The organism is Caldanaerobacter subterraneus subsp. tengcongensis MB4 (assembly GCF_000007085.1).
Taxonomy (GTDB): domain Bacteria; phylum Bacillota; class Thermoanaerobacteria; order Thermoanaerobacterales; family Thermoanaerobacteraceae; genus Thermoanaerobacter; species Thermoanaerobacter subterraneus.
The window spans coordinates 468,663-483,049 of sequence record NC_003869.1 but is presented as its reverse complement, the minus strand read 5'-3'; the positions used below and the strand labels follow the sequence as shown (position 1 = coordinate 483,049).

Annotated in this window: 13 protein-coding genes and 1 pseudogene; 1 reads left to right on the top strand and 13 read right to left on the bottom strand. The window is 38.5% G+C overall.

What is annotated here, in order from left to right; all coding sequences use genetic code 11:
- Positions 1 to 67: 67 nt before the first annotated feature.
- The 12 genes from nagE to TTE_RS02175 all read right to left on the bottom strand — a co-directional run bounded on the left by nagE (position 68) and on the right by TTE_RS02175 (position 13,632).
- The gene (nagE, locus tag TTE_RS02230) at positions 68 to 1,459 is read right to left on the bottom strand and encodes an N-acetylglucosamine-specific PTS transporter subunit IIBC (RefSeq protein ID WP_041587101.1); all 1,392 of its coding nucleotides are present in this window, start codon (positions 1,457 to 1,459) and stop codon (positions 68 to 70) included.
- 205 nt (positions 1,460 to 1,664) lie between these two features.
- On the bottom strand, positions 1,665 to 2,612 hold the full coding sequence (locus TTE_RS02225; protein ID WP_011024901.1) for a hypothetical protein: 948 nt from the start codon (positions 2,610 to 2,612) through the stop codon (positions 1,665 to 1,667).
- A 121-nt stretch (positions 2,613 to 2,733) separates the two neighbouring features.
- Positions 2,734 to 4,380, bottom strand: coding sequence for a methyl-accepting chemotaxis protein (locus tag TTE_RS02220; RefSeq protein WP_011024900.1), 1,647 nt, complete (start codon positions 4,378 to 4,380; stop codon positions 2,734 to 2,736).
- 105 nt (positions 4,381 to 4,485) lie between these two features.
- Entirely contained in the window at positions 4,486 to 5,781 is a 1,296-nt protein-coding gene (locus TTE_RS02215) for a pyrimidine-nucleoside phosphorylase (protein WP_011024899.1), read from the bottom strand.
- 3 nt (positions 5,782 to 5,784) lie between these two features.
- Positions 5,785 to 6,966, bottom strand: coding sequence for a phosphopentomutase (locus tag TTE_RS02210; protein WP_011024898.1), 1,182 nt, complete (start codon positions 6,964 to 6,966; stop codon positions 5,785 to 5,787).
- 30 nt (positions 6,967 to 6,996) lie between these two features.
- Complete coding sequence (locus tag TTE_RS02205; RefSeq protein ID WP_011024897.1) at positions 6,997 to 7,404, bottom strand: cytidine deaminase; 408 nt, start codon at positions 7,402 to 7,404, stop codon at positions 6,997 to 6,999.
- Positions 7,405 to 7,418: 14 nt separating this feature from the next.
- Positions 7,419 to 8,144 carry a GntR family transcriptional regulator gene (locus TTE_RS02200; RefSeq protein ID WP_011024896.1) on the bottom strand — a complete coding sequence of 242 codons (726 nt, stop codon included), beginning with the start codon at positions 8,142 to 8,144 and terminating at the stop codon, positions 7,419 to 7,421.
- Positions 8,145 to 8,164: 20 nt separating this feature from the next.
- Entirely contained in the window at positions 8,165 to 9,088 is a 924-nt protein-coding gene (locus TTE_RS02195; RefSeq protein ID WP_009610797.1) for an ABC transporter permease, read from the bottom strand.
- Positions 9,085 to 10,140 carry an ABC transporter permease gene (locus TTE_RS02190; RefSeq protein WP_011024895.1) on the bottom strand — a complete coding sequence of 352 codons (1,056 nt, stop codon included), beginning with the start codon at positions 10,138 to 10,140 and terminating at the stop codon, positions 9,085 to 9,087. The genes TTE_RS02195 and TTE_RS02190 overlap by 4 nt, the downstream gene beginning before the upstream one ends.
- Entirely contained in the window at positions 10,140 to 11,669 is a 1,530-nt protein-coding gene (locus tag TTE_RS02185) for an ABC transporter ATP-binding protein (RefSeq protein WP_009610785.1), read from the bottom strand. Before TTE_RS02185 ends, TTE_RS02190 begins: the two co-directional genes overlap by 1 nt.
- A 55-nt stretch (positions 11,670 to 11,724) precedes the next feature.
- The gene (locus tag TTE_RS02180) at positions 11,725 to 12,783 is read right to left on the bottom strand and encodes a BMP family lipoprotein (protein WP_011024894.1); all 1,059 of its coding nucleotides are present in this window, start codon (positions 12,781 to 12,783) and stop codon (positions 11,725 to 11,727) included.
- A 201-nt stretch (positions 12,784 to 12,984) separates the two neighbouring features.
- Positions 12,985 to 13,632: a cyclodeaminase/cyclohydrolase family protein gene (locus TTE_RS02175; RefSeq protein ID WP_041587273.1), complete on the bottom strand. Its 648-nt coding sequence runs from the start codon at positions 13,630 to 13,632 to the stop codon at positions 12,985 to 12,987.
- A 108-nt stretch (positions 13,633 to 13,740) separates the two neighbouring features.
- On the opposite strand from TTE_RS02175, the pseudogene TTE_RS13895 reads away from it, so the two are divergent.
- A pseudogene (locus TTE_RS13895) lies at positions 13,741 to 13,890 on the top strand (alpha-glucosidase/alpha-galactosidase); the annotation flags it as partial.
- Positions 13,891 to 13,961: 71 nt separating this feature from the next.
- Here TTE_RS13895 and hepT read toward each other — a convergent pair.
- A complete protein-coding gene (gene hepT / locus TTE_RS02170; protein WP_041587100.1) occupies positions 13,962 to 14,387 on the bottom strand; it encodes a type VII toxin-antitoxin system HepT family RNase toxin in 426 nt (141 codons plus the stop codon).

The window sequence follows — 14,387 nt, the reverse complement described above, 5'->3', positions numbered from 1 at the left end:
CACTACCATCCCTTTCTCCATTTTCTAAAACTTTGATGGCGGCCCCCATCGGCCGCCAAAATTGTCATTAAGATTTTTTCTTCATATGCTTTTTCATCTCTTGAGCAATCAAATCCGCTTTAGTACCCACAATCACTTGAAGAGCATTTTTGCCCATCCTCATTACACCAGTTGCACCTAACTTTTTCAATTTCTCATCATCTACTATTGTATCGTCTTTTACAGTAAGGCGCAACCTGGTAATGCAGGCTTCTAAAGATTCAATATTGTCAGAACCTCCCAATACCTCCACGTATTGTGCTGCTACATCGCTTATTTCTGATTTAGACATATCTCTGTACTGGTCTTGAGCTTCTTCCTCTAATCTTCCAGGTGTAGGTAGGTTGAACTTAGTTATAACATAGTAGAAAATTACATAGTACACAACTCCGTAAATTACTCCTATTACTACTAACAATAGAGGCTTTGTGGCAATTCCATAGCTTAAAATGTAGTCAATGAGTCCTGCTGAAAAGCCAAATCCATTCTTTATCCCGAGCACGTAAGTTACAGCGAGTGAAAGACCTGTCAAAAGGGCATGTATTACATAAAGCACCGGCGCTAAAAACATGAAGGAAAATTCAATGGGTTCTGTAATCCCTGTCAAGAAAGATGTCAAAGCAGCGCTTATAAACACACCAGATACAACTTTTCTCTGCTCTGGCTTAGCTGCTGCCCACATAGCCAATGCTGCTGCTGGAAGTCCGAACATCATTATTGGGTAAAAGCCTGCCATAAAAATTCCTGCCGTCGGGTCTCCCGCAAAAAACCTGTTTAAGTCTCCTGTCACAATTTTACCAGCAGGCGTCTTAAAAGTTCCAAACACAAACCACACAAGGCTGTTTATAACGTGGTGCAGTCCAAAAGGAATGAGCAATCTGTTCAATACTCCATACACGAATACTCCCAAAGCTCCTGCTCCTATAATCCATTCACCTACGGCATAGATGCCATTCTGTATAGGCGGCCATACATATCCCATTATGAGAGCTAATACAATCGCTGCAAATGCCGTCACAATAGGTACAAACCTCTTGCCGCCAAAAAATCCCAGGAAATCGGGAAGTTTTGTGTCATGGTACTTATTATAAAGGTATCCAGCTATTATACCCATTAAGATACCGCCTAAAACTCCCATGTTTATATCTTTGTTTATTGTAGTAGCACCTTTTGTTAGCACGAAATACCCTACAGCTGCTGCTAAAGCTGCTACTCCATCCCCTTCGGCAAAGCCTATAGCGATACCAACAGCAAATATTAAAGGCAAATTATCAAATACTGCTGCACCTGCCTGCATAATAAATGGGATATTGAAAACATCAGGCGCACCAAGCCTTAAAAGTAATGCTGCTGCAGGCAATACAGCTACTGGAAGCATTAATGCTTTACCTAGTTTTTGAAGGCTTCCCAGCCATTTCATATAATACCCTCCTTTTAATTTATTTTCAGGCATTAAAACAAAAGAGCCGGCAAGGTCTTCTCGACCTTTACCGGCTCATGCCTGCTTATGCAGTAACACGCCGCATAGTATTCGTTTTCGCTTTTATTATATACTTTGTATTAAACTTTGTCAATAACCGTTTTTTGTATTTAAAAGACCTTTTTAAAAGGAGGTAAAAAGGTCTTCACTTGTTCAAAGAATAAGCCATTCTCCTGTAAGTATGCCTTACCCCTCTTATAGCTATGGAAAGAGCCATTATGTTTTCTGGAAACGCAACTCCTGAATACCCTGCATCGCCTATGTGCTGTATATCTGCCCCTGCCATTTTAGATTGAATAGCTATATACTCTATTACGCTTTTTTGAGCTCCTTCCTGAGAAGTACCTATGGCAGTCATTGCCAGTGCACCTTCTTCATGGATGGCATCAATCTGCTTTTTAGCGAGATCTAAATCAATACCAGGAACAGTACCAGGAGCTGGAATTAGTACGCAATCTGCTCCGGCCTTTACAAAATCTCTTAAAACTTTGTCATCGTATATATTGCCTGAACCTGCCCCGTGCATTTTCCCCGCCACAATCATCAATTTGTCTCCTAAAATCTTTTTGGCTAGCTCTATTCCCTGTATTACAGTTGTCTCATTGACACCTGTATTAGGATTTCCTGTAATTACTATATAGTCAAAGCCGTATTCTCTTGCCCTCTTCAAATTTTCTTCTGTAAGCTTCCTACCTTCAACGTACTTTACTCCTTCAGGTACTGGTTCTAAATTAACTCCAATGAATCTCCCCACAATTTTCTTTATCTTTTTTACATATTCTGTATCTTTAGCATTCTTTAATGCAATTTCTTCCATCATACTTAAAGCCCCAGCTACATCTGAGAGATTTACTCCAACATCATCTATGCCGAAGATAAAAGGTCTTTGGAAATCAAAAAGATTTAATGTAATCATGTCACTTCCAAAAGCTGCAGCTAATTCTAAATTAGAAACTCCGTAAATTAGTGGCGGGACTGTTATTACAGTTTCGGCCATTACCGTCCTGCCTTCCGAATTTTTAATGGTCTCAATTAGCGTGTTTTTGTCCATACCCTCAATATCCTTTAATGTAAGCTCAAAAATTCTCTTCATAACCCTTCACTCCCTTTTATTAAATTAAAAGCTGGCAAGGAATGTCCCTTGCCAGCTCGTGCCCTTTTAGGTTACACGCTGTTTAACAAAATTTTATACTATATATTCCTAATTGTCAACTTTAAAGCTGTAAAGCTATGTTGGCAATTTTTTGCATGTTTTCTTCCTGAGTCTTTGCGTATTTTACCTGTTCCTTTATACTTTCAAGATTTTTCAAATTGTTTTCATTTACTTCATTTATCTCAGAAAGCAGCTGCTCAGAAGAAGCAAGCAATTCCTCCACTTGCGCAGAGATGTTTTGAGATGCTTCCATCACACTTTTTACAGCCTCTAATGCCTGACTAGAACTTAAGGCTGTCTCTTCTGCAGCGATAGATATTTCGCTCACAATATCAGCTACCTGCTCAAATCCTTCTTTTGTACGCTCAAAAATGTCTAACACTTTATTAACTTCTTGAGAAGCTTTTACAGACTCATTTATATTTTCTATAACATTTCCCACCGTCTCTTTAGTGAACAAAGTCAAAGACTCAATTATCTCACTTATCTTGTCAACACTTTCTGTCGACTGAGCAGCTAACTTCCTTATCTCTTCTGCTACAACAGCAAATCCTCTGCCGTTTTCGCCCGCTCTTGCTGCTTCAATCGCAGCGTTGAGAGCCAAAAGATTTGTTTGGTCAGCTATATTGGAAATAGAATAGAGAATGTTTTTAATTCCGCTCATTTTCTCTTCTAATTCACTCAATTGCCATGACACATCTTTAGAACTGTGAAGCCTTTCCTCCAGGCTTCTAATTAAAGTTTTGACTTCTTCCCCTTGTTTTGAAACAATCCCTTCTATCTCTTTTATTTTTTCCATAGCTTCATTCATATCCTTCATGAGTTTGTCTGAAACTCTCGACAGAGCTTCACTTACTTCAGAAACTTTATTCATAGAATCTGCCACTTCACTTACATTTCCTGCAATAATATTTATCCCATTGACTAGCTCCTCTAACCCCTGCCTGGAAGAAGTTATATTCCTCGCATTCTCTTCAGATTTTTCCTGAACGTAAGAAGCGTATTTTACAACTTCTTCCGACTGTTTTTCAGCATTTAAAATTTCTGAATTGATAAACTCGGCATACTTTTTCAACTTCCTTATGATTACAGTAGCATAGACAAAAAGTATAAGTAAAATAACTCCGCTTATAGCAAGAGAAACATAAAAATTTTTCTTGTTATCCTGTATTATTTTATTAAAATACGGCAAAAAGCCTTGAGAATATGTAGAACTAAAGTCGTTTAAGGCACTCTGAAGATGATTAAGATGATAACTCACCGCTACAACTTTATCGCTGTCTTCTGAAGGATTGTACTTCTCTGGCAGTTCAGATATGGCTTTTTTCAAGTCCTCAACTGCTTGCTTAATAGTTGTAAGATTTTTATTCAGAGAATCGTAAACTTTTGTGTTTTTATAGTCGTTTAAGCTGTTCTGTATATTATTTACATAAGTTTCAATAGAAGTAACAGGCGCTCCTACTGAGAAATTAGTTACATTGCCATTCATGTAGTCATTTAGCGTCTGCTGAATGTTTCCGCTCAAAACAGCAATCTGCACTTGAGCACTTGACACGTTGATAACTTGATTTACAACGTAGGTCCTGAGCTTTTCAATATTGTTAAGAGTATTTATAAGACCCAAATTGACAGTAAGAGATAATAGCAACATCAAAATGCCGATAATTACAAAAGAACGCACTATTTGTGCTTTGATAGTTTTTCCCATTAAGCCGTCTCCCCTTCATCTAAATTTTTGTAAAAAGTTCCTATTTATTTATCGGTTTAAATTGAAAAAATTTTAATAAAAAAAGGGGTGTAAAACCCCCTCAGCTTATTCGTATATTAAAACAGGCCTTTCCACTGGTTCATCTGAAAGCAGGATGTATTTCTTAATCTCTTCAAATGCCCAGTCAGCTTTGCTTTCATCATTAGCATATATAGTAGCAATGGGTTCACCTTTCTTTATTACTTCTCCTACCTTTCCACCCAGCATTATTCCAACTGCCAAATCAATTTTATCTTCTTTTCTTTCCCTGCCTGCTCCCAACTTCATTGCCAAAAGCCCTAAATCTAGTGCCATTAAATCCTTTATATACACATCCCTGTCAGCAATCCACGGCCTTACATATTTAGCCTGAGGCAAAAGGGTTGGATCATCTACTACTCTGTCGTCTCCTCCCTGTGCTCTTATGAACTCCTTGAATTTCTGAAGTGCTTTGCCACTCTCTAAAGCGTCTTTTAATTTGGCTCTTGCCTCATTATCATCTTTGGCAATACCTGCAATCTGCAGCATATCTGAACCTAATAACATGCAAACCTCCAGGAGGTCTTTTGACCCATGCCCTTTTAATACCTGTATCGCTTCTAAAACCTCAAGAGCATTTCCTATTGCAAGCCCTAGAGGATAATCCATATTGGTCACATGAGCTACTGTCTTTCTTCCAACAGAATTCCCAATGTCCACCATTAATTTTGCGAGTTTTTTTGCGCTTTCCAAATCCTTCATGAAAGCGCCTCTTCCAACTTTTACGTCCAATACTATTCCGTCAGCTCCTGCCGCAATTTTTTTACTCATGATAGAACTTGCTATAAGAGGAATAGAATCTACAGTTGCAGTAACATCTCTTAAAGCGTACAATTTTTTGTCGGCAGGAGTCAAATTTTTTGTCTGACCGATAATTGCAATTCCGTATTTATTCACATTATCAATAAATTCCTCTTCAGAAAGCTCTACTCTCATTCCAGGTATGGATTCCAGTTTATCTATCGTTCCTCCAGTATGCCCTAAACCTCTTCCCGACATCTTGGCAACAGGCGCTCCGCAAGCAGCTACCATAGGAGCAAGCACTAATGTAGTAGTATCCGCCACTCCACCAGTTGAATGTTTATCCACTTTTATTCCTTTTATTCTAGATAAATCAAGTACATCGCCAGAGTAAGCCATTGCCATTGTAAGGTGAGAAGTCTCCTCAGGAGTCATTCCTCTAAAATATATGGCCATTAAAAGAGCGCTTATCTGGTAATCAGGAATGTAGTCTTTTGTGTAGCCTGAGATTATAAAATCTATTTCCTCTTTGGTGAGTATACCGCCATCCCTCTTTTTTAGTATAAGGTCATACATTCTCATAAATTATACCCCCACTTTCAAAGGTAATTCCCTTAAAAAAGAAGTGCCTGTGTGTATAGGACCCACGTTGAAAATTTCAGCAATTGTAGCTGCCACATCAGCATATGTTTTTCTCAGCCCAAGATTTCTACCTTCTTTCATAGAAGGACTGTAAACCAAAAGAGGCACGTATTCTCTTGTATGGTCTGTTCCTGGAGTTGTGGGGTCACAGCCATGGTCAGCTGTTATAATCAGCAAATCTTCCTCTTTAAGCCTTAACATTATCTCAGGAAGCCTTTCATCAAAATGCTTTAAAGCTTTTGCATACCCGTTAACATCATTCCTGTGCCCATACACCATATCAAAGTCTACTAAATTAGTAAAAATAATCCCCTTCTTTACCGCATCCATTGCCTCTATAGTAGCCGTAATGCCCTCGTCATTATTTCCAGTATGAACGCTGTCTGTAATGCCCTGCCCTGCAAATATGTCCTCTATCTTCCCAACTGCATATACCTGATAACCTGCTTCTTTCAACATGTCAAGTACAGTAGGTCCAAAAGGCTTGAGAGAAAAGTCTCTTCTATTAGCTGTCCTTACAAAATTGCCCGGTGAACCTATAAAAGGCCTTGCAATAACCCGCCCTACGGCATGGTCCCCTTTCAATATTTCCCTGGCAATTTCACACATTCTATAAAGCTCTTCCAAAGGAATGACTTCTTCATGGGCTGCAATTTGAAACACGCTGTCAGCAGAAGTGTATACAATGGGATAGCCTGTCTTTATATGCTCTTCTCCCAGCTCTTTTATTATCTCAGTACCTGAGGCAGGTTTATTGCCTAGGACCTTTCTTCCAATTCTTTTTTCAAATTCTTCAATAATCTCCTTTGGAAAGCCCTCGGGATAAGTAGGAAAAGGTTTTTCTACAATGAGCCCTGCTATTTCCCAGTGCCCTGTCGTAGTGTCTTTACCAGCGGATTTCTCTGCCATCTTGCCATAAGCACCAATGGCATTTGGATTTGGAGCCACTGTCTTCAAAGGTATGATATTCCCTAACCCCAGCTTCTCCATTGTAGGAAGCTTAATCCCAGTCTTTTCTACCACGTGCCCCAAAGTATTAGTCCCTTTATCGCCAAACTTGTACGCGTCTGGAAGTTCCCCTACTCCGACGCTATCCAGGACTATAAGTATAACTCTTTGCAGCATTTTACCACCTCTTTTGTTAGTATAGAATTACTACTTTTCCATATCTTTAGATGTGAAAGCTCCTGGCAATAAATCTCTTACAGTCATTATCGCATGGTCACCCTTCATATTGCTCAATATAACGACCATATCTTCTCCGCCCAGTTCCATCATAACTTGCCTGCAAGCACCACAAGGCGAAACAGGTCCATCAGTATCGGCTACAACGGCAATAGCTTTAAGCTTCCTTTCCCCTCCGCTATAGGCGTTAAACATGGCAACCCTTTCTGCGCACACAGTAAGACCAAAAGATGCATTTTCAATGTTACATCCTTTGTATATATTTCCATCTTCCGTAAGCACACAAGCTCCTACTTTAAAATTAGAGTAAGGAGCGTAAGCATTTTCCCTCGCTTCTTTTGCAATTTCTATTAGTTTTTCATAGTCCCTGTACTCCATTTACACACCTACTTTCACAATGTTCTTTTTCTGACAATGTAAAAGTCAAATTTAGAGGCATTAAAATAATTTGACGAAAACAAAATTGGCGTGTTATTTTCATCATAATGAACTTGTTCTAAAAGCAATATCGAATCGTTTTTGTCCATCATGAGCTTTTTCTCAACTACAGGGTCGTGCTTTATAACTCTGATGTGGGAAATAGCATAAGTAATTCTTATAGAATGCTCTGCCTCAAGATAACTAAAAATTGACTGTTCAAATCCGGTAAAAGACTCTCCTACGATGTTCTCTGGCAATCTATCTATGCAGTAAACAACAGGAACATTGTCAGCCGTCCTAATTCTCTCTACTTTGTATATTATATCCCCCGGCTTTATCCTCAAATGCTTTGCTTCATTCTCAGTTGCAGGCAATTTATACACAGTAAAATCTTTGGTACCAGGCACCATTCCCTGCCTTTCAATTAAAGCAGTAACGCTGAACAACTCCTCCAAACCGCTTTTTATGAGCGGTTTTCTTCTCACAAAAGTACCGACCCCTTGCTGCTTTACAATTAATCCTTCCTCTTCCAGAATCCTCATAGCTTCTCTCAAAGTGGCTCTGCTTATGCCAAACTGTTTTGCAAGCTGGGACTCAGAAGGAAGTTTACTGCCTTCCTTCCATTGTCCCGTCTTTATAAGTTCCTCCATCTTTTTTAAAGCAAGCTCATACAGCGGCTTTTTCTCAGGCAATAACATGACAAACGCCCCTTTTATTTTTACTTTTTAGGTGTGTAAGGCACACCATCAGCAGCAGGTGGTACACTCTTACCTCCAATACCTACAAGTGCAAGAATTGTCAAAGCATAGGGCAACATCATTATCAAATTTTTGGAAAAAGCAGTATTTTGTAGCTGCATACTAAGGGCTGTAGCAAATCCAAAAAGAAGTGATGCTCCAAAAGAACCAAAAGGTGTCCATTTTCCAAATATCATCGCTGCCAGCGCAATATAACCTCTTCCACTCGTCATATCTGGGTTAAAGCTGTTTAATGCTCCTATAGAGAGATAAGCACCGCCCATCGCTGAAAGAAGACCACTTAACGCGACACCTAGATATCTTAACTTTATAACGTCAATTCCAGCTGTTTCTGCAGCTTCCGGATTTTCACCTACTGCTCTTAATCTTAATCCCAAATTTGTGTGGAACAAGAAATAATCTGATATGAACAAAATTATTATCATTAAATACACTATGACGCTATGACCACTTAGGACATGTCCTACAAAAGGAATATCTTTTATAATAGGTATCTCAACTGTTGGAAGCATAGGCGTATCAACAGGAGTACCAGTAAAACCGTATATAGTATTAAGAAGGTAAGCCGTAACACCAGAAGCAAAGATATTTATGGCCATACCAAGTATTATCTGGTTAGCAGTCAAACTAACAGCTGCCCAAGCAAATATAAGCGCAACTATCAAACCAACTACGATAGCTCCTAAAAGGCCTATCCAAGCATTGCCAGTCATATGAGCAAACATAACAGCAAAAAACGCGGCAATCAACATAATTCCTTCCATTGCGATATTTACAACACCAGACCTCTCAGAAAAAGTTCCTCCAAGAGCAGGCAGTGCCAGTGGAGTAGCCATAGCCAAAGTTGCTGCCCAAAGTTGCGGATTTAACAATATCTCCTTCATGCTTTTACCTCCTTTTTCTGCTTCCTGGCTAGCAGGTCTTTTATTACCTCAGCTATTCTGTGAGCTGCTACGAAAAATACTATCAAACCTGTTATAACATCTGCCATCTGACCAGGAACTTGAGCATTAAGCTGCATGTATTGAGAACCTGTACCTAATGCTGCAAACAGAATTGCCGCAAATATAACTCCTATAGGATGATTATTAGCAAGCAAAGCCACCACTATAGCTGTATAACCATAGCCGGAAGTAAAGCTGTCATAAAGTCTATGCTGGACACCCAGCATTTGAACAGCTCCTGCAAGTCCTGCAAAAGCACCGCTCAACCCCAATGCAAATACCATATTAAGAGGAACGTTCATTCCCGCATATCTTGCAGCCCTCTGATTGTAACCAACTGCCCTCATTTCAAATCCCCATGTGGTCTTAAACATAAACCAATACACAAAAATTGCTGCAGCAAGAGCTATAAAAATTCCATAAGACAGCTGAGTATTTTTTATCAAAAATGGTATAACAGCACTATCCTTTATAAGCGGAGACTGGGGAATTGTACTACCTTTTTCCATCATAGGCCCAAATTCCAGCAAGAAGTGGCTGAAATATATAGCAATATAGCTCATCATCATTGTGGTTATAACTTCATTAGCTCCAGTATAGGCTTTTGCAAGACCAGGGACAATTCCCGCCCAAAGTCCTCCTGCTATCATAGCAGCTATAAGTGCAAGAGGAATGTGTATATACCAAGGGAGAGAAAAACTATAACCAATCCACACAGCAACTATTGCCCCTATCCAGTACTGCCCCTCTGCACCTATATTGAAAAGGCCTGTTTTGAAAGAAATAGCTACACCTAATCCTGTCAATATAAGGGGCACAGCATTTGCTAGAGTATTAGCAATATTATTTAAATTACCAAATGCACCTATGAAAAGGGAAACATAAGCCTTTACTGGATTGAATCCTGTAGCTAGCATTATTATAGAACCTATGATAATTGCCACCAATACAGCTACAATCGGTATATAAAGTTCTTTCCATAGATTTTTCATTATCTCGCCTCCAATGTCGTCTTATCAAAACGAGAACCTGCCATGAGCAAACCTATTTGCTCTTTTGTTGCAGTTTTGCCATCTAAAATATCCATAAGCTGTCCTTTGTATATTACACCAATTCTATCAGATAGAGACATTATCTCTTCTAGCTCCAAAGACACTAAAAATATAGCTGCCCCTTTATCTCTTAACTCTAATATCCTTCTGTGAATATACTCTATTGCTCCTACATCCATACCTCTTGTAGGCTGCACAGCAATCAAAAGTTTGGGATTATATCCTACTTCTCTTGCTAGTATCACCTTTTGCTGATTACCTCCTGACAAATTGCGAGCCTTTAGCATATATTCAGGAGGCCTTACGTCAAACTCTTTCACTTTCTTCTCAGCATTTTCATACACCTTTTTATATTGAATAACTCCACGGCGAGAGTAAGTAGGGTCCTTATACTCTCTTAAGATCAAATTTTCTGCAATCGTAAAATCTAGAACAAGTCCATCTGCCTGCCTATCCTGCGGGATATACGAAATCCCTTCCCTGTAGAGCTGCCTTGTAGAAAAATTGGTTACATCTTTGCCGTAAAAGAACACACTTCCTGATTTTTTAGGCCTTAATCCCATTATCGCTTCTACCAGCTCCAGCTGCCCATTTCCATCAATTCCGGCAAGTCCAAATATTTCTCCTTCTCTAATTTCAAAGCTTACATCTTTAACCCGTGTCACATTCTGCTGATCTACTACAGTCAAATTCTTAACACTTAAGACAACGTCCCCAGGTTTATACTCGCTTTTTTCTATTCTCAGTACTACTTCCCTACCCACCATTAGATTTGCTAATTCTTGCTCATTCGTCTCTTTTGTTTTTAAAGTCCCAACTGTTTTTCCTCTTCTCATAACTGTAACTCTATCAGATATTTCTAAAACCTCTTCCAGCTTATGGCTTATAAATATAATAGACATGCCCTGCTGTTTGAGTTCTCTCATTATTTCAAACAATTTCTGCGTCTCCTGGGGAGTAAGCATTGCCGTCGGCTCGTCGAGTATAAGAAGTTTTGCTTTCCTGTAAAAGGCTTTTAAAATTTCTACCCTCTGCTGTAATCCAACAGAAAGGTCTTTTACTTTTGCATCAGGGTCTATTTCTAAATGATACTTTTCAGAAATCTCTCTTATAAGCTCATTAGCTTTTTTTCTATCATAAGTTATCCCTTTAGGCTCAGCACCTAGCACTATATTTTCTGCAACAGTGAAAACCGGAATGAGCATAAAGTGCTGGTGCACCATTCCTATTCCCTTTTCAATCGCTTCATGAGGTCCGCTTAGATTAAGCTCTTCCCCGTCAAAAATGAGTTGCCCTGAGTCCGGTTTATACAGCCCGTATATGATATTCATAAGAGTTGATTTTCCTGCACCATTTTCTCCGAGTATTGCATGGATTTCTCCTCTTTCAACTGTGAGATTCACATTGTCATTCGCTACAACCTTGGGAAATCTCTTTGTTATATTTCTTACTTCAAGTATAGCGCTCATCTACCTCTACCTCCAAAAGGGGGCTGAACAGCAGTCAGCCCCCGATTTTTATAGTTTACTTTGATATTTTATCTGAAACCTGAATCTTGCCATCTATAATGTCTTTTGCTAATTGATTGACCTGGTCTATTATAGATTGTGGCACATCTTTGTTAATCTTACCCAATCCTACACCATTATTTTTCAAGTCAAAGTACATTATCCCGCTCTTAAAGTTGCCATTCAAGGCATCTTTTATTACATCGTAAACTGCAACGTCCACTCTTTTAACTGCAGAAGTTAAAACATTGTCAGGAGCTAAGTAGCTTTGATCTGCGTCAACACCAATTGCGTACAGATTTTTCTCTTGAGCTGCCTTAATTACTCCTTCACCAGTTCCTCCAGCAACTTGGAATATGATTTCTGCACCTTGGCTTATCTGTGTTAAAGCCATTTGCTTTCCTGCAGCTGGGTCATTAAAATTGTTAGTATAATTGATGAGAATCTTTATATCAGGATTAACTGCCTTTGCACCCTGTTGATAACCTGCAATAAAACGGTCAACAGGAGGTATTTGCATTCCGCCAACTGCACCTATTATGTTTGTCCCTTTCACTTTTCCAACTTTTTCTTTTTCAACCAACCCTGCTAATGCACCTGCTAAATAACCAACTTCCTGTTCTTTAAACATAGCAGAAGCAACGTTTGGTCTATCAGTAATTTCAGAATCTATGATTAAGAACTTCGTATTGGGGAATTTCTGTGATACCTCTTCTGTAGCATCGTGCATCATAAAACCAACTGAGATAACCAAGTCATACCCTTGCTGTGCAAAATTTGTCAAGTTTGGCACGTAGTCTGTCATTTGTTTTGACTGAATTACATTTACTGTAACACCCAATTCTTTCGCAGCTCTTTGCAGTCCTTCATAAGCCATTTGATTGAAGCTACGGTCATTAATACCTCCAACGTCTGTAACCAATCCTACTTTAAAGTTCTTGTTCTTATTTGCCTCAGTTGTCTGCTGTGGCTGTGTGCTCTCTTGTTTAGTTTTTGAAGAACATCCTGACAAAACTACTGAAAGAGCTAGCACTAAGATCAGCAAAGATGCTAAAACAACACGCCACCTTCTCATCATCTAACCTCCTATGAAAAATTTTGTTACCGTTTACTGAGTTTGTACTCAGTAAACATGTAAGCTTGTCTGACATCTAACATCATTATAACTGCCTACAGTTTCATATACAACTCTCAAATAACCCTGTTTTTCTTTATAACTTATATATTTTCTCTAAAAATCGCCTCCTCTCTTTAGATATCTTCCACAATTATTTTTTTAGTATTCCCCAGAAATTTTATTCAATACTTTACTTACAATCTCATTCCTCACACTTCTATATTTATTGAGTAATTCATCGCACTCTTTTTTAGCCTCTTCGGCAAGCTTTTTATCCTTGATATAAGGTAGATTGACCTTTACATTCAAAACTGCTCCTTCCATAGCTGCATATAATAGTATTGCACCAACAGCTGCATCTGATACAGCGTTGGGATTGCCATACTCAGCAATTAAAGCAGTGGGAGTAAATCCTTCGCCGCAAAGTCTTGCAAGTTTTAAAGGAACATTCATTGCATTTATGTATGCCTTCTGCAAAACCTCACTTCTTATCTTCTTTTCTTCCTCCGTATTTTTTGGCATTTTTAAAGCTTTCATAACTTCATCATAAGCAGCTGTATCCTCATCTACAAGCTTCATGTATTCCTCTAAAAGCCTATTGCAAATATTAAGTCCTTCTTGAATCTCTTCTTTTATGTCCTCTGAATACTCTTCATAAAATTTCCTCCCAATAGTCAAATCGTAAACCATTTTTGATAGAGCAATTCCAAGGCTTGCAGCCGCTGCCGAAACACTTCCACCACCCGGCGTAGGTGAAGCTGAGGCAACCTTTTCAATATACCCTTTTAAAGAATCATTGATTAGCACAACACCATCTCCCTTCTCAAATGTTTTCACACCACTTATTATACCAATAAACGCGAACCTTTGTAACAAAATTGTCAACTCCTAACTTTGTTTCATTTTTTAATATTGGCGTTGTCAACAGGGGACATAGACATAATAAAAGAACTTCTGTACAGAGACCCTAGAACTCAAAATGATGAGCAGGTAGAAAAAGTTTTAGAAGAAATTCTATCATTGCCAGAAAATAAAGAGATGAGAAAACATTATTTAAAAAAATAGTAAGGCTAAATTTAACTAATGAGGTGCCATTTGTAAAATCTTTGTATACAAATGGCACCTTCTTTTTTACGCTATTCCAATAGTACTTTATTCTTTATCTCTTTTACAAATTCTTCAATATCGTTAAGGTTAGATGTAATAATCTCATATAATTCTTCATCTGTCACTAAATTGTAAAGATGCACCATCCTATTTCTATATCCTGCCATTTTCACTAATTTTTTACTCAATTCCTCATCTATATATCCGTATTCTCCTAACCCTCTCGCAATTGATTTATATTCTTTTGATAATTCGATATTACCTGACTTTGCTAATATATGCCTTCCTATATCAAAAATTGCCTCCAAAGTTCTCCTTAAAAAACTTTCTGCAGCCGCAGAATTTCTTTTATCACTTAAAAAAGTTGCTTTATCCATTGAAGACAAAACTTTTAGTTCCTCCAAATACTCGCTAATAAGAATAAGTCTTTCCAAAATTAACTGGCGATTTATCAT

Bases quoted from the DNA above. Each gene is read 5' to 3' on its own strand.
- TTE_RS02220 (WP_011024900.1), bottom strand. From the start codon at position 4,380: ATGGGAAAAACTATCAAAGCACAAATAGTGCGTTCTTTTGTAATTATC.
- nagE (WP_041587101.1), bottom strand. From the start codon at position 1,459: ATGAAATGGCTGGGAAGCCTTCAAAAACTAGGTAAAGCATTAATGCTT.
- TTE_RS02215 (WP_011024899.1), bottom strand. From the start codon at position 5,781: ATGAGAATGTATGACCTTATACTAAAAAAGAGGGATGGCGGTATACTC.
- TTE_RS02190 (WP_011024895.1), bottom strand. From the start codon at position 10,140: ATGAAAAATCTATGGAAAGAACTTTATATACCGATTGTAGCTGTATTG.
- TTE_RS02205 (WP_011024897.1), bottom strand. From the start codon at position 7,404: ATGGAGTACAGGGACTATGAAAAACTAATAGAAATTGCAAAAGAAGCG.
- TTE_RS02200 (WP_011024896.1), bottom strand. From the start codon at position 8,144: ATGTTATTGCCTGAGAAAAAGCCGCTGTATGAGCTTGCTTTAAAAAAG.
- TTE_RS02185 (WP_009610785.1), bottom strand. From the start codon at position 11,669: ATGAGCGCTATACTTGAAGTAAGAAATATAACAAAGAGATTTCCCAAG.
- TTE_RS02180 (WP_011024894.1), bottom strand. From the start codon at position 12,783: ATGAGAAGGTGGCGTGTTGTTTTAGCATCTTTGCTGATCTTAGTGCTA.
- hepT (WP_041587100.1), bottom strand. From the start codon at position 14,387: ATGATAAATCGCCAGTTAATTTTGGAAAGACTTATTCTTATTAGCGAG.
- TTE_RS02195 (WP_009610797.1), bottom strand. From the start codon at position 9,088: ATGAAGGAGATATTGTTAAATCCGCAACTTTGGGCAGCAACTTTGGCT.
- TTE_RS02210 (WP_011024898.1), bottom strand. From the start codon at position 6,966: ATGCTGCAAAGAGTTATACTTATAGTCCTGGATAGCGTCGGAGTAGGG.
- TTE_RS02225 (WP_011024901.1), bottom strand. From the start codon at position 2,612: ATGAAGAGAATTTTTGAGCTTACATTAAAGGATATTGAGGGTATGGAC.